At 55.1% G+C, this 15474-nt stretch carries 10 protein-coding genes; 3 read left to right on the plus strand and 7 right to left on the minus strand.

Translation table 11 applies throughout. The features are described from left to right. Nucleotides 1–154 precede the first annotated feature (154 nt). Entirely contained in the window at nucleotides 155–3889 is a 3735-nt protein-coding gene (locus tag ACYVC2_RS21460) for a PAS domain S-box protein (protein WP_461105562.1), read from the minus strand. A gap of 168 nt (nucleotides 3890–4057) precedes the next feature. Between ACYVC2_RS21460 and ACYVC2_RS21465 the strand changes: the two genes are divergently transcribed. The 3 genes from ACYVC2_RS21465 to ACYVC2_RS21475 all read left to right on the plus strand — a co-directional run bounded on the left by ACYVC2_RS21465 (nucleotide 4058) and on the right by ACYVC2_RS21475 (nucleotide 6217). Beyond that, nucleotides 4058–4393 carry a PKD domain-containing protein gene (locus ACYVC2_RS21465; RefSeq protein ID WP_461105564.1) on the plus strand — a complete coding sequence of 112 codons (336 nt, stop codon included), beginning with the start codon at nucleotides 4058–4060 and terminating at the stop codon, nucleotides 4391–4393. 7 nt (nucleotides 4394–4400) lie between these two features. Beyond that, nucleotides 4401–5312 (plus strand): hypothetical protein, encoded by a 912-nt coding sequence (locus ACYVC2_RS21470; protein WP_461105566.1) that lies wholly within the window; start codon nucleotides 4401–4403, stop codon nucleotides 5310–5312. A gap of 104 nt (nucleotides 5313–5416) precedes the next feature. Next, on the plus strand, nucleotides 5417–6217 hold the full coding sequence (locus ACYVC2_RS21475) for a hypothetical protein (protein WP_461105568.1): 801 nt from the start codon (nucleotides 5417–5419) through the stop codon (nucleotides 6215–6217). A gap of 89 nt (nucleotides 6218–6306) precedes the next feature. On the opposite strand, the gene ACYVC2_RS21480 is transcribed toward ACYVC2_RS21475, so the two are convergent. From ACYVC2_RS21480 to ACYVC2_RS21505, 6 genes are all read right to left on the minus strand, one after another. After that, nucleotides 6307–7713: a WG repeat-containing protein gene (locus tag ACYVC2_RS21480; protein ID WP_461105570.1), complete on the minus strand. Its 1407-nt coding sequence runs from the start codon at nucleotides 7711–7713 to the stop codon at nucleotides 6307–6309. A gap of 110 nt (nucleotides 7714–7823) precedes the next feature. Beyond that, nucleotides 7824–8399 carry a retropepsin-like aspartic protease family protein gene (locus tag ACYVC2_RS21485; RefSeq protein ID WP_461105572.1) on the minus strand — a complete coding sequence of 192 codons (576 nt, stop codon included), beginning with the start codon at nucleotides 8397–8399 and terminating at the stop codon, nucleotides 7824–7826. 13 nt (nucleotides 8400–8412) lie between these two features. After that, nucleotides 8413–9756: a hypothetical protein gene (locus ACYVC2_RS21490; RefSeq protein ID WP_461105574.1), complete on the minus strand. Its 1344-nt coding sequence runs from the start codon at nucleotides 9754–9756 to the stop codon at nucleotides 8413–8415. A gap of 75 nt (nucleotides 9757–9831) precedes the next feature. Then, on the minus strand, nucleotides 9832–13266 hold the full coding sequence (locus ACYVC2_RS21495) for a hypothetical protein (protein WP_461105576.1): 3435 nt from the start codon (nucleotides 13264–13266) through the stop codon (nucleotides 9832–9834). A 135-nt stretch (nucleotides 13267–13401) separates the two neighbouring features. Beyond that, on the minus strand, nucleotides 13402–14892 hold the full coding sequence (locus ACYVC2_RS21500) for a hypothetical protein (protein ID WP_461105578.1): 1491 nt from the start codon (nucleotides 14890–14892) through the stop codon (nucleotides 13402–13404). Nucleotides 14893–14972: 80 nt separating this feature from the next. Further along, entirely contained in the window at nucleotides 14973–15416 is a 444-nt protein-coding gene (locus ACYVC2_RS21505; protein WP_461105580.1) for a hypothetical protein, read from the minus strand. Nucleotides 15417–15474: the final 58 nt, after the last annotated feature.

Raw genomic sequence — 15474 nt, forward strand, 5'->3', positions numbered from 1 at the left:
GTTTGCGCTGAACAGCACAGCATTAGGGACACAAAACCGGATTGTACAGTTCTCATAAATCAGAAAAGGCGACAAATCACTTGTCGCCTTTTCTGATTTATGGTCTTTCCTGCGCATCCTGGCCCCGGTGCCGCTCACCGTAATAAGACGGGGGTTAGGAAACGTAATTCTTCCATTCTGTCTGGAATTCGGCGAACGCTTTTTCCAGTGCCTGCAGGGCTTCCGACAACCCACTGGTATCGTTTACCTTCAGCTTACCTTCGGCCGTTCGGGCGATGTCGGCCACGCGGGCAACTCCGATGGTTCCGGCGCTGCCTTTGAGGGTGTGCAGGTGACTTTTTACGGTAGGGATATCACCCAGCGCGTAAGCGGAGGTAGATCCGTTGACCAGCTCCATGGCTTCCGTAACAAACTCTTCCATGATGCTGTCGACCAGCTCCTGACCCCCAATATCGCGTAACTGACTTACAATTTCGGCGTCGATGATCGGCAGCGATGGTTCGGGAGCCGACGTAACCGCTTGAGTAGGTGGGTTCGGAGTCGTTGCTTGTTTAGCCCGGCTAGCGTCTGAGATCTCCTTAACCTTGGCCACCAGGCTTTGCGCCCGTATGGGTTTGGCGATGTAGTCGTCCAGGCCCTGACTGATAAACCGTTCTCGGTCTTCCTTCATGGAATAGGCCGTCATGGCGACGATGACCGGCAGGGTTTTGCCGAATTTTTCGCGCAGGTGGCGGGTGGTTTCAACACCATCCATATCGGGCATCTGGATATCCATGAAAATAACATCGAAGGGCGGTAAAGGGCCTGGGGCAGAGGGCATGGGGGTAGTACTCTCTACCCTCTGCCCCGAGCCCTCTACCCGTTCCTCCACCGCGCGAATAGCCGCCGGGCCGCTGTCGGCGGTAGTGACGATACAGCCCGCCCGGCGCAGAATCTCGCTGGCTACTTTGCGATTGACGGCGTTGTCGTCGACCAGCAGTACGTTCGGGTGGTACGTGTTGAAGAAGTTCGCCAGTGCAATTTCAGCTACTTCCGTTGCCTGCTGCGTCGGGCTGATCGCCGTTTCTTTCAGTTCCACTGTGAACCAGAAGGTGCTGCCCGTTCCTACTTGCGACTCAACGCCCACGTCTCCTTTCATCAGGTGCGCCAGTTCTTTCGAGATGGCCAGGCCAAGGCCCGTGCCGCCAAACGACTTCCGGGATGAGTTATCGACCTGGCTGAACGAATTAAACAGCAGGTTGATGTTTTCGGGGGAGATGCCGATCCCCGAATCCCGGACGGCGATTCGGATGCGGTTGAATTTGCCGCGTTTGCTGATCAGCGACACCTCTACCCGGATCGTTCCGTTTTCGGTGAATTTGATGGCATTCGAGGTCATGTTCGCCAGCACCTGCAGCAGACGGGTCTGGTCGGCAATGACGAAGGTGGGCAGATCGGGACCGATGTGGTAGGTCAGCTCATTGTTTTTCGAATTGGCCTGCTGACCGAAGAGGGCAATGAGTTTCTCGAAGATTTCCTTCAGCGCCACCGGCGATTCGTGCAGCACCATCTTCCCGGCTTCGATTTTGGAAAGATCGAGAATGTCGTTCAGAATGTTCAGCAGGGTTTCCGACGAGCGCTTGACAGTGCGGACATAGCTGCGCTGTTCGTCGTCCAGTTGCGTATCGTTCAGCAAATCGATCATGCCGATGATGCCGTTCATGGGCGTCCGGATTTCGTGGCTCATGTTGGCCAGAAACTGTTCTTTTACCTTCAGTGACCGTTCGGCTTCGTCTTTGGCTTTCTGCAATTCGGCCGACTGGCGTTTTAGCTCGGTAATGTCGCGGGCCAGTACAGCCACCACCGAGCCGCTGCTCGCGTCGTCGTCCAGCATCAGCATGTTGAACATGTACTGCCGTTCGGTGCCGTCTTTCCGGCGCATGCTAGCCTCGAAATTCCGCAGGCTGCGGTTTCGGCCCAGCTTGAACATGGCACGACGGATGGCGTTCTTGTCGATGAAAAACTGGGTAATTTCGTGACCCAGCACTTCGTCGGGTGTGTAGCCCATCCGCTTGAAAACCGACGGGCTGATCATCGTGATTCGTCCCTGGCGGTCGACGCGGGCGTAAATGTCCTGGAGGTTTTCAAAAATGCCCCGGAATTTTTCTTCGCTTTGCCGCGTAGCAATTTCGGCGCGTCGGCGGTTGGTGATATCGCGGGCAATCCCCGACACCTCATCGATCACCCCGCCCGCCAGCAAAATCGGGTTAAGGTGGAATTCGAGGTAGGTTTCACCCCGGTTGGTTTCAAAATGCAGTTCGAAGTTCTGTGGTTGCCCCCGAAAGGCCTGCCGGTATTTTTCTTCCAGCCGCTTTCGGTTGTCGGCTCCGATCATGCGCCAGCCCAGGTCGGGGGCACTGGTATAAATGGTTGGGGTTTCGTTCAACTGATATTCGATCAGTCGGGCGTAATTTTTGTTGAACGAAGTCAGTTGCAGGGCTCGATTCACCGACCAGATCAGGTACGTGCTGCTGTCGAAAATTGCATTCAGCCGGGCGTTCTGCTTGTCGAGCCGAACCTCCGACTGTTTGCGGGCGATGGCCAGCGCCACCTGCCCCGAAATAAATTCCAGCAGTTCCAGATCGCGGGGACCGTAAGTCTGGGCGTTGTCATACGACTTGACGCCAATAATCCCCGTAATTTCATCGCCGATGCGGAGCGGAGCGGTCAGCATCACCTGCGGCTGACGTAGCCCGTATAAATCGATCAGGTGCTGGTCGGCCAGCTGACGAATGTCTTTCTCGTACAGAAACAAGGGTTTGTTGGCCAGAATCGTGTATTCGATAATACCATTTCCCAGCTTTCGCTTCGTGAAGCGCATGTTGCTGCCGAAATACTCATCTACGTAGTAGGGAAACGACAGATACGTTTTGCTCGAGTCGTAGAGGGCAATGAAGAAGTTTCGGGCGTCGATAATATGGCCGAGTTCTTCATGAATTTTGTGGTACAGTTCGTCGAGGTTCGGCGCGTTGATGGTCCAGTTGGCAATGCTGTAATACAGCTTCTGCGATTTTTCAGCCCGGATTCGGCCCGTCGTATCGTGCATGATGCACCGGAAAGCCGTCGGCCGGCCGTTATCGAACCGGCAGTTGACGCTCCCCGACAGAAAAATCGTTTTCCCGGCCTTCGTCCGAAACACTGTCTCCACATACGGTAATTTGTCGCCTTCCTGAATGCGGTGTAGCATGCCCAAGGTGCTCTCGGCGTAGTCAGGATGCAGGACATCGCGCAGGTTCAGGGCCGAAATTTCTTCGGAGCTATACCCGAGCGCTTCCCGCCAGGCCCGGTTCACGAAGATAAACTTGCCGTCGAGGGTCAGCAACTGGATCAAATCGGAGGTGTTGTCGACCAGATCCTGCAACTGCGCATTGGTATTCGATAGCGCCGAAGCAACGCGCCGTTTGTTGGTAACGTCTTCGCCGATGACCGTAAATGAGCTGACATGGCCATCCGACTCGTTTACGATCACCGAATTGAGCTGTACACTCCGGAAAGCTCCACTGCGGGTCAGCAGGTTGATTTCTTTCTGTTCGAAGAAACCCCCTTTGGTAATGGCCTCGTCGAAGTCCACTTCGAGCCGGGACCGGTCGGCGGGTGTAATGAGCGCTTCAAAAAAATTTTTACCGATGATGTCATCTGGTTGCCAGGCCGTTACCCGGTAAGTATAAGGGTTGACGTACGTCAGGATACCATTTCGTTCGATGGTCAGACCAACCAGATTCAGTTGATCGACCGTCTGCCGAACGTCGAAGGTCGATAAACCATCGGAAACGGCGATGCCGTCGCGTTCGTGCTGAAGCCGTTGACTTTCGGCCACTAATTCATCTTTGGTTTTTGCGGACCCGCGCATAATAAGTAGGTGGTAAGACCTTTCTGTCTGACTAGTTAAATTTACAAAAAATGTTGGTTTATGATAGCGAAACCTGGATGGCTGTCCAAAATCAGGCCGGTAACCTACCGTATAGACTGGTTTTCATGTGTAAGTATTGTTTATCTTGCTAAGGTTCCTCGGATCACTATGCTAAAACGTTGCCTGGGTGTCTGGATCGTGCTGACGACCGTAGCCTGCGAACCTTTCGACCTGACCAAAAAAACGTTTCCGGTTTGTGCCAAACCGTCTGCCAGCATTGGCTACTCCGCCGGTACGCTGGACGTCACCTTTTTTCTGGATAACCCCCAGGGCGATATTGGCGCCGTCGGCTGGGACCCCGGCGACGGCAAAGGCGTCGGCCGCACCGGAACGCGTGTAACCTACACGTACGACAAAGCGGGAACGTATACCATTACGCTCGTCATCGCCAACTCGTGCGACGACAAATTCACGACAACCCGCCAGATTACCGTTCGCAATTAACTGAATCATGCGCCTTCTTCTCACCATTTGTTCGATATTACCGGCTTTCGCAGCGGCCTGGGCGCAGGATCGTGTGCAGAATGTTCGGATACGGGTACTAGACTCCGCCCAAATCGAAGTTCGGTACGATCTGATCAATGCACGCCCCGGCGATTCCGTTTATGTCGCCATGGAAAGTCGGCTGCGGGGCGAACTGCGGCTGCTGCCGGAATACATCCGTGGGGATGTTGGCAGGCGGGTTACGGCGGGCAACGACCGTCGGATCGTCTGGGATGCGCTGGCCAATGGCTATTCCCTGAACGAAGACATCCGGGCGACGGTCCTGGTAAAAGCCAGTCTGGCAACCGACCGGCCAGCCCCTTCGACTCCGGTAATCGCCGATAAGCCCAATGTGACGACCACCAACCCCGCACCCGCTAAATCTGAAGACGCCGTTCCGCCTGCCATGACAAATCCTGGTCAGTCGGCTTCTACGCCGGAAAGTGCGGTGAAAAGGCGGTATGCCGGGCCGGCCTGGGCGCTGCTGTCGGCGGTGGCACCGGGCGTTGGCAACATGTTTGTACAGATGCCCAGACCGAAAATTGGCTTACGACCGTTAGTAACCGTAGGCTGTTATGGGCTCCTGATCTATGGCCTGAGTGAACGCCGGAAATCGCGCGACGAGTACACGATCTACGAGCAGCAGAAGAACGCGAAGGATGCTGAACCGTATTACCAGTCGGCCAACAATCACCACCACACGTACATCCTGGCGACTCGTGGAGCGCTGGTCGTAGCTGCGGCCGATGTGATCCTGACTTTCATGAAGGGGGTGCGTAACAGCCGGTTGCAGCGGGAAGCGCGGCAGGAGAGCCCTGTAAGCCTGCGCCCTGGACTTCAGGCCGGGCAACCAACGGCGGTGGTTCGGTACTCGTTTTAAAGACCGACTGGAATTCTGGTTGATGACTGTTTTTGTCAGCATGACAAAAAGGCTGTTTTGGCTTTTTCTGAATAATTTAGACAGTCTCTTAAGTGAAAAATGAAATGACTGATCACTGTAAACGTCTGTTGCTGGCATTTGGCCTGAGTTTTCTTAGTAGCCTAATCGGCGTTGCGCAGGTAGTGAGCCCATCGCCCCAGCCTTTTGTGTATTCGGCTTCCAGCGCCTGGCACCCCGTCGTGCTGAAAGCTGCTTCGGACCCGACGGGACGGTCGGCGCCAGCCGCAGCGGGACGGAGTGACGTCAGTGCGGGCGGGAAGAGTGCTTCGTCGGATTACAGACCAGCGTTTACCGGTGATTTCGTGACGAATCGCAACCGCTGGCGTGCCGGTACTATCGGGGATTACCATTACCAGATCGGACTCGGCTCGTATAGTATCCGGAAGCGGAACGTACGCACCCCGAAGCTGGCCTATACCGCGATCGATTTACCGCAGGAGATCAACCTGAACCGGGCGGAAGTCTTTACGATCAAGCTGGATGTGCTGGCCGATTCGGGGCAGGTACCAACGGGTGGTTTATTGTTCGGGGTAAAAGACTCACTGAACTTTTGCTCCTTTACCACCAATGGCCGGGGCGAGGTAGCTATCAAACGGGTAGCCAATGGACTGACATTTACGGATTACATGCCCGGCCTGCCATTCAAACCCGGTGTGCCGGTCGACAAAAACCGCAACCGGCTGACCATCAAACGTCGGGGCGAATACCTGCACTTTTACATCAACGAACAGGAAATTCGTACCAGCCCCTATGCCTTCCGAATGCTGTCCGGCAACGGCATTGGCCTGACCAGTTTCGGCTACTGGACCTCATTTCAGAAGCTGAGCGTGACGGTGGGATTGTAGGGGCGGAGGGGGAAGGGCCTGGGGATAAGAGGTTGGGGCAGAGGGTTGTTGACAGATCGTTTACCCTCTGCCCAAATCCCTTACCCACCTCAATTCCTCACCTGTTCGCCGGCGCGGTTGATGTTCATGAGCTGACCGTTCAGGAAAACGGCTGCGGTGTTGCCCCGAAATGGGGTTACGGCTTCATATTCGGGTTGAATGACCCATTCATCAGCCTCATTGACATATCCCCAGCGGCCCTGGCTACGGGCGCGTCGCCAGCCTCGTTCGTCGGCCCCTAGTTCGACTTTGTCGTAGGGTTTGTCGCCGAAATATTCTTTGTATTTGCCCTGACGAGCGTCGGCAGGGGTTGCCGGTTTCTGCTCAGGCTCTGTCGTTGCTATGCTTTCATCGGGTGGCGCGGTAACGACCATCGGTTTTTCGGCGGCTTTAGGAGGGTTGGCAGGCGTCGTTTCCGGTTCCGGCATTGTTTCCTCGGGTGTATCCGTATTGGCTGGCGTCGATGCCTCGGTTGTTTTTTCCGGCTCCTGCTGCCTAAAACTGGTCGATTTCCGTTCGGTGGTCTGTTCTGTTTTTCGCCTAGGTTTGGGTTCCGGCTCCTGGTCGTTGCCGCTTTTGATAAACCAGTAGATAATAGCCAGCAGGACCAGCGCAAACAGAACCCCGTAAATGCCGCTCCGGTCGGGCTTGTATACTTCTACCCGAACCGTGCTGAGGGGATTGTCGTTTGCGTCGAAAAGAGTGTAATCGGTCGTTTTTGAGGGGGTTACCCAGCCCCGGTTGATGGGCGAAAGCCCTTCGCCCAGATCGTCGATCGTAACGGCCAGCAGATTCTCTACTTCCCACGCCAGGGTTACCGACTGACCCTTGCGGACGCGCGCAGGAGTGGCCGTAAACGAGCGGACGACGGGCGGGGTTTCGGGTAGTTTCGGCGCTGGCTCCGGGGCCGGTTTGGGTAGTTCGACTTTCGCCGGTTGAACAGGGGGTGGAGTCACAACGACCGGTTCCGTCGGCCTGGGCGCTTCGACGACCGGACTGGGCTTTGGTGGTTCGGGTGTGGGGTCGATTAATTTTTCGAACTCATCCGGTTTCGTAACCGGAGCCATCACAGGAGGTGTGTTGACCAGGGGCGGTTCCGGTTTTGGGGGAGCCGTAGTTGCCGCCAGCCGCTGCAAAACGGTAGGTATCCAGCGGTTTTTGACAAAGTCGGGGGACAGTTTTAAGGACGAAGCAGCATTGACAATCTGATTCAGATCCTGATCGATCAGATGGCTGCGGGAGGGTTGGGCCAGTCGGGCAATGCGTGCCTGTATGTTCTGAAACAAAAGGCTGTTGTTACTCACCTCCAGACTTACGTCGTTCGCCCGTTTTAAGGCGTCCGTCAGCGAGAGGCCAGCCTGTTGAGCATCCTGTAGATAGCCGTTTGTCCGCCAGATATCCGGTCCATCCAGCACGATGGCTTCGCGGAGTCGGTCGGTCAGTTCGGTTTCTGTCATAGAAGGCGGTGATTCTGAAGTAAAAGAAGTACTTGCCGTAGCCTGAACTTGCCGCAGCACAGGTTTTTACCCGCGTTGCGGCAAGTCCATTAGTATCGTAACAGCAAATATTAATCGAACGTCACCACATTCCGCCGATAATCCACGGAAATTTTCCCAAACTTCGACAAAGCCGATTGGCCGAGCAGCAGTGGGGCTTTGGTACTGCGCACCACGCTCGCGTTTACATTTTCCAGCACCCGGTCGCCGATCTGTACTGATTTGAGCCGGATGACATCGCCCGGCGAGATGTCGCCGTTGGCATCCTGAAACTTTGATTGTCCCACGATGTCCGCTTCGGTAATGGCCCCCTGTTTGTACATGAATTCCGCTTCGGTGGCCGAAATGGAAATCAGGCTGGCTCCGGTGTCCAGAATGAATTTCATCGGTACGCCATTGACAATGACGGGCACCTTAAAAACCCCATTCTGCTTTTCCATCGCTACTTCGGTAGGGCCCGACCCGATTTGTTTAAGCGTCGGCTGAGCGGCTGTCGATGGAGCCCGGACCGCTTCTGTTTTTGCCGAATCAGGCTTGCTGCGTTTGGGACGCTTCGGCTGGTGACCGCCCGAGCGCGAACAGCCGGAACAGCCGGACAGATAAAACAGGCTGCTGAAAACCAGGGCTATGGATAGGGCGCGTGTCATGATGTAAGCAGGTTTACTCGTAACGAATCAGGGCTTTTGTTTTAACGCGCCAGCCGCCGTTTTCCAGCACAGCCTCGCCATCCCGACGCATGGTAATGCGCGTGTGCGCGGGGGTATAACTATTTTCACTCTCGCAGGCCGGTTCGATCATGTAGTTCCGGTACGTAATAAACCGGGCGACGCGGCCTGGGTCGGCTTCGAACCGGAACGCAGCCACTGCCGGGTTGTCGGCACTGACGCTGAAGCGGTAGGCCGATTCGGGCGAGAGCATATCAGACTTCTGCGTCAGGTCGAACTGGCCGCTCGGATCGGGCGGTGGAAAATAAAATACCTCCGATCGGACTGGTGTCGGCAACGGTTCGGGTGAGGGCTGAATCGGCGCGGGCGGTACCTGGGACTGAACCAGGGCCGATTCGAGGGAAGATTCCGTCTCAATGGAAGGCTCGCCCGAACGGGTTCCGGGTTTAGAGACAACCGTCTTTGGACTTTTCAACTGGCGGATCGCTTCGAGCGGATTGACATTGGGTCCTAATTCGGCCAGAAGAGCGTCGTACGCTTTAGCTTTCTGTCGGTTGGCATCCTGCTGACCAGCGTCCTGCTGCGATTGCCGGGGCTCATTCGTCGGCTTGGGGCGCCGGGCCGCGTCGAGCGAGCGGCTCAGCTGCGAATTATCGTTGCGTAGCCGAACGGCCTCTGCCTGCGCTTTCCGGTATAGCAGAAAATAAACGGCGGCTGCCCCCCCCAGCAAGCCCGCCAACGCACTGACGAGTATCATCCAGAATTGTTTTTCCTGTTCCTTTCGTACCTGTATTTCCAGCTTACTGATCTGAAGAGCCGTGTCTGAAACCTCGGTTTCTTCATCGCTGACGGGCTGGGTAGCCGTTGGCGAAGCGGTAGCAGTCGGTGTTACGCCGGGAGCTTCATCGGGCGGCAGCAGGTTGTCGATTTTCGCCAGAATCTGTTCCTGAACCGTTGGACTCAGGGGAACACTATACGGCTTTTCGGCTCTGTGAGTCGTATAAAACCGGGTGAGTTGTTTTCGGATGGCGGCATTCGCTTCGCCAGGAGCCATTGCCTGAAACGCCTGAGTGCCTTTCAGTTCGCTCAGTTCCTGCATTTTAGCGCCGACCTGATCCCAGCTTCCCACGGCCCGGATAATTTGCTGTGGGTCGCAGCCATCCCCGCAATTCAGCAACTGGGTATGGATCTCCTGCGCTTTGGGCTGCTTGATGCCCGCAAACACCGCTTTGGCTACCTCTTTCGTCAGCGTATCGACAGCCGCCTGATTGGCGCTCTGCGCCAACGTACGGGTGGCAGCTACGCTGACAATAATTGATAGAAAAGTAAGTCGTTTCATTATAGTACCGGGCCGCTGACCCGGTTGTGAGTGCTTAGCTAATTTAAGAGACACGCCCGGGCCTTTGGCCCGGTATTACGCCAGGGCATTTGCCAGCTTATTGATGGCGCCGATGAGCGGGTAGAAAAACAACGTTTCCTCGATCGGAGCGCCCAGCGCATCGGTCATGCCACTGTATTCGGCGGCTACGTCGCTTTCTTTCCGCTGAATCCCGTCCATGAGCGAAGTGTCCAGATGGGTTCGCAACTCCTGCTGCGCCACCACCAGGGCCCGGGCCGAGACGTTCAGATTGCGGACAAAGCTAAACTGCTGATTGATCGCAAAGAAGAAATCGATGAAGGCGTTGGTTTCTTTCAGCAACGAATCGATCACGTCGGGCTTGCGCAGGTCGGCGTAGGTCAATGTCGGAAATTCGTCGTTGAAGGTAGCCGGATACACATAACTGATGGCTTCGGTATCGACCGGACGGCTGCTCGAGGGCTGCATCAGTGCCCCTTTGCAGGTCACCTCTTTCGGGCCTTTGCGTTCGTAGAACAGCGTCAGTCCGCTGGCATCGTAGGTTTGTTCGTAAACTTTCTCGAAGATCGTCCGGGCTAGTTTGCCCAGCATCTGGTCGTCAGCGCTAATGATAGTCAGTACTTTAGAGCCCGTGCCACTGAACGTAATTGCCCCCGGCAGGCCGATGCCTTTGTGTTTCATCAGCCGCGCAATGTGATAAATCAGGGCGGTATAAAACAGCACAAAAACGACTTTTAGATCTTCGTCTTTCGCCAGCATCCCATTGAACGACAGCATACTCTTGGCTTTTACGTCGTTGCTCCGCTCGATCGAGAACCAGAATGCCATGATGTCTTCCGAGCGGTTTGTGTCCAGAATTCGCCGGTTATTATCGCTCAGGTTGCCGAGGCTCTGGCTTTCCAGCAGCGTCTGAATCCGGTCGGCATATTTACGGACGAAACCGTTGTGGCTGGCTGCGCCGTACTCGCTGAACGCATCGCCGTAAATGGCATTCCCCGCAAACCGGAACGACGTCAGCAGCTTGGGCTCGTTACGCTCGTAAACCACCACGTCGGAGGTGCCACCACCGATGTCTACGTTGATCACCGGCCGGGCCGATGCACTCAGGGTTGGATTTTGTTTATAATAATAGAACGGGGCCACCGATTCCGATACTTCTTTCAGCTTGCCGGTTGGCCCGCCGATGTAGCGATCGTAGAGCGACTGCCAGTCGGAGCGAAGCTGACTCACGCGGCCGGGGGTCATGCTGGCCGGAAAAAACCAGTATACCGTCGTCTGCGACAGATTTCCGCCTTCGGTCAGAACCTTGTTTTTGATCAGCATCAGCAACTCTTCCAGAAACGCTTCGACCCGGCGCTCGTTTTGGTCGCTGGTTTTGGCCCATTTCAGGTTTGTCGTAATCCGGTTCGAGCCGGCCGGTTGCCGCTCGACGTAGAACGGAATGTTGAAATCCGCCAGCGCCTGTGTTTGCTGATTGAAACTCAGGTTCAGCGGTTCGGCAATGGCCGTGCGCGTCGGGAAACTGTCGGGTTTGCCCGGGCCGATGGTGGGAGGTACAAACTCCAGATCGTACAGCAGAAACAGCTCGAAGAGGGCGGGATTGTACTGGGGTGGAGCCACCAGCGTTGCCACCTGAGGTGTCGTTTCGGCCACGTCGAACGGGCGGGGCGTGCCGCCGTCTACGCTGTATTCGATGTGGGTATTGGTGGTGCCGAAATCCACCGAAAAGGCAAACTGCTTGCTACCACCGTTGTACAACTGCCAGCGCGGAATCAGCAGGCCGTCCATGTCGCGGCCATCGGCGCGGATGTGCGTTTGCAGGTAGTCGAACTCTTCGCGCAGCACATAGTACACACTCGACCCGTCGGTATTTTGCTGGCGAACTGTGCGCTGATGAATCGACTCGGGCGTAAGCTGGGCGTTGCCCGGTTGTTTGAAATACGTTAGTTCGTATTGATTCTGGCTGTCGAAACCCGATTCGATCAGCTCGACCCGATAATCGGCAGGTACCGTGACAGCCCCCGAACGCACGAATGGGTAAACATTGACCGTGAACGAATTTTCAACGATAATTCCTTCGTTCGTCAGTTCATTCGGGGCCGTCGAACTGCCAATAGTCGGGCTATACATCCGTTCGAACGTAACGAACTGGTTACCCGGCTGGTTGGGCGCGGTTACCGGAATGTCGAGCGTGACGTTGATGCCGTTGCCCTGTGGTACCATCTTCAGCCGAACACGTCCCGTAAACAGATCCTCAACGTCGAAGAAATCGAAGAAGTCCTTTTTAAGTGGCAATAAAAAGCCCTTATCCGTGGCGGGGGTCTGTAGGTTTCCATCGAAGAAACGCCCCCGATCGGTGGGGAACGGAAGCCGGATCAGGTACGGCTCCAGCAGGTCGCTGACCGTCAGCCACGGATAATTGCCCGGCTGCCCCGGCAACGGCCGCTGATTGGTTCGCCACGGCTCGCGGACGTAGTAGGGAACCGGCGTGTTGGCGTTCCACTGGGTTTGCGGCACGTAAGTAAACTGCCGGAAAAAGCGATTTTGCAACGCCATCGGCCGTGGTTGACCGGGGTTCAGGCGGGCATATTTATCCGACTTGATGATGAAATCGCTGACCTGACTGATCGCGCCGACATCGGATTTTTTCTTTCGGAGCGGAAACCCCAGTACTTCGACAATATCGCCGGGACCGGTGGTCAGCTCATCGAAATCCTGATCGAATTTTTCGCGCGTGAGCAGTGGCTGGCCGTTGTGCGATTCGATGTGTTCGTAAAACAGCGTTGGGTTATGCTGCTGCAGCAACGCCCGGCTGCGGTTCAGGTAATCATCGACTTCGCGGAACCGGTCGCGGAAGGTCGGCATAAATTGCTTCAGGGCGTACCAGAATTTCTGGTATTCGATGTCACGCTGGTACAGCGGACAAACCGACGAGTCGAACAGCCGATCGTTGCCCATCGACACATCGACCCAGCTGAGATCATTTCCGGAGCTGAAGAACAAGGTTTTGGGCGAGGTACCACCCACTACGCGCCCGCGGTAGTTCAGTACGAACAGCCGGTTGATCGCGTCGAAATTGTATTCAGGCGCATCCTGGTCGAGAAATAGCTTCAACGCATCGCCGAGTCGTTTGTGACCTATGCTGGTCGACTGCCGCAGCCGGTCCAGATCGGTACGAATATCGAAAGGGGTAATGGTAACGTAGGTCTTCAGCTTGTCGTAATTGAAAAAGAGTTCACCCACGTCGAGGGCGTCGGATACGATACGCTGGTCATTGACGGTGCCGCTGAGGTCTGGCCGCAGAGCCAGGTTCAGAAAAGCCGACCGCACCAGGTCCATGCGGGCAAACGGGCTTGGAATCGAGGTAGGCTGTTTGCTGGTCTGCCCGCCTTGCGGATCGCGGATGGCGGCAATCTGGTCGGTACCGAGCGGTTTGCTGACGTACCAGTGCAGACCGGGTGTTGGGTTATGTAAACTGAATGTTGTTGGCATAGTTCATGGTCATTCGTGGTCATTGGCTTTGCGTCATTTCTGGTCATTCATGGTCATTTGCTGCGCGCCACTGGAGAGGAAGCAAATGACCATGAATGATAACTGAATGACTATCAAATGACTACTACTGATAGTTTAGTAATCCATCACTTTGGGCAGTTTTTCGCGGACAAAGCGGTCGGTGCCTTCGGAGAATAACTGGATAAATTTATCGGCTTCGCTGCCGTAGGCTTTCCCTTCGGCGGTTTTGTTGAGCGTCTGGTCCAAATCGTCGACGATGTCGAGTTTGACGTCCGATTCTCCGCCGAATAGTCCTTTCTTTTTCGGCTCGAAGCCGCGAACGGTATGGCCCAGGTTAGCCGCGTCGAGTAGGAACGGTTCGAAGGAGCGCTTGTTCTCGCGCATCTCGGTCAGCCACTGCCGAAAGGCTGCGTCGAAATTTTTGACGCTGTTGAAAAAGCCCGAGTTCAGAAACGAAGTCGAGATCTGGGGATTGGCTTTGGCCCACTGCACCGTCCCTGCGGCCTGTCGGATTCGCTGGCTGAGGTATGTGCTGAACAAAGCCATCTTCGACAGCGGCAGGCTGATGAGTTGTTTGGTAGCTCCGGCCAGGTTTCCCAACTGAATGCTGAGGCCATCCTGTTCGATGCCGAATTCTTTATAGACCGGATTGGTCGGACGACCGTTGGTGACGGCCAGACTCGCATCGTCGGTATTCATAAAATCGACAATCGACAGCGCCGAGGCCAGCTCCACAAAATGCGCTTCGTTCTTCTGCCCCCCCGCGCCGGGGTCGTACGTATACGCCTTGGTCTGGTCGTCGCCGATGTAATACAGCGCGTTGACCGACGGATTGACGCCTTTCTGGTAATAATTCAGCGCGGCTTTAGTTTTGGCGATAAACGAAGCCGGATCGATGAGTTTGTTTTCGTTGGTGGTCAGGCTGAAGTAGGGCATGACCGTAACGGCCCCGATTTTCGCGTTGGTCAAAAAAGCCGGGTTCGGAATCTGGCCGATGGCCTGAGCCCCGCGGATATTTTTGAGCAGGATCGGAAAACCAGCGGCACCCGTACCCCCAAAAATGGAGCTGATGATGAAAATCCGGTCGTTGGCCCCGAAGTTTTCTGCAAAGGCCTGAAACACATCCGAATAGCGAAACTGATTCAGCACCGTACTGCCGATGTTCGGATTGCCGACAAAACCGATGTCCATTTTGGTTTCCAGGTTTTCTTCCGAAAACAGCAGGCTGGCAAATGCTTTACTGGGTCCGTCCAGACCTTCGTAGTTGATGTAATCGCGGAATTTTTCCTGCTGAACCCCTTGTAATTCAAAAACATAGGTATCGGCAATGGTTGCATTGCCGCCGATGGACCGGTTCAGGGTTTTGATTTCGGTACCGAAGAAGCCCGAAGTCGGCTTGGTTTGCAGACCCGCCCGGATGTTGCCGTATTCGCGCAGCAGGTCTTTGGTCCGCAGCAGGTCGTCGTTGGTCGCATGCGGGTCGAGCACGATGGGAATGACCTCGTCGGTATTATTCAGCTTTACGCCCGATGCCAGCAGGAACGTCAGTGCTTTCAGCACCCGTGAGCCCGTTCCGCCAATCGCAAAAACAAATAGTTTAGCCATAAGAGTCAATAGTCGCTAGTCGTCAGTTGCTAGTCGTCAGCCACTTTTGACTGACGACTAGCAACTGACGACTTTGAAATTTATTTCGAAGGCCAGAGCATTGGCTGGTGTTTTGCGTTTTTACTAAAGTTTTTCATGATCATCGAGATGATAAAGAAGATCAGGGCGGTCAGCAGCGCCATCTCGAAAGCGTAACTGAAAAAGACGCTGATGCCCTGATCGAAGAGGGTGCCCTGGTCGGGATCGGCTTCGTCGCGCGGAATTTCCTGTCCGGCTTTCTGATAGCAGGTAACCAGCGCAATGATAAACAGCAGCAAGGCGCTTATGCCCGTCATCAGTAACCAGTGCCCCATACTGCTGAAACTGACCCTGTTGAAAGGCCAGATGTAAAAGGCAAAAGCAACGAGGAAAGCAATGCCAATGGCCGTCCAGGTCAAAGGTGACAGCAGCTCTTCCTGATACAGATCTTCGAGCAGATTGCCGTTTACGAACAGGTTGTAGAAGTTATAGAGGGATTCTTCCATGAGTGAAAAAAGTGAAGAATTAAGAATGAAGAGTGAAGAATACCTTTCCGGCTGATTA

The organism is Spirosoma koreense, assembly GCF_054777875.1.

Coding starts and splice junctions, on each gene's coding strand:
- ACYVC2_RS21495 (WP_461105576.1), bottom strand. CDS start 13,266: ATGCCAACAACATTCAGTTTACATAACCCAACACCCGGTCTGCACTGG.
- ACYVC2_RS21485 (WP_461105572.1), bottom strand. CDS start 8,399: ATGACACGCGCCCTATCCATAGCCCTGGTTTTCAGCAGCCTGTTTTAT.
- ACYVC2_RS21480 (WP_461105570.1), bottom strand. CDS start 7,713: ATGACAGAAACCGAACTGACCGACCGACTCCGCGAAGCCATCGTGCTG.
- ACYVC2_RS21505 (WP_461105580.1), bottom strand. CDS start 15,416: ATGGAAGAATCCCTCTATAACTTCTACAACCTGTTCGTAAACGGCAAT.
- ACYVC2_RS21475 (WP_461105568.1), top strand. CDS start 5,417: ATGACTGATCACTGTAAACGTCTGTTGCTGGCATTTGGCCTGAGTTTT.
- ACYVC2_RS21460 (WP_461105562.1), bottom strand. CDS start 3,889: ATGCGCGGGTCCGCAAAAACCAAAGATGAATTAGTGGCCGAAAGTCAA.
- ACYVC2_RS21465 (WP_461105564.1), top strand. CDS start 4,058: ATGCTAAAACGTTGCCTGGGTGTCTGGATCGTGCTGACGACCGTAGCC.
- ACYVC2_RS21470 (WP_461105566.1), top strand. CDS start 4,401: ATGCGCCTTCTTCTCACCATTTGTTCGATATTACCGGCTTTCGCAGCG.
- ACYVC2_RS21500 (WP_461105578.1), bottom strand. CDS start 14,892: ATGGCTAAACTATTTGTTTTTGCGATTGGCGGAACGGGCTCACGGGTG.
- ACYVC2_RS21490 (WP_461105574.1), bottom strand. CDS start 9,756: ATGAAACGACTTACTTTTCTATCAATTATTGTCAGCGTAGCTGCCACC.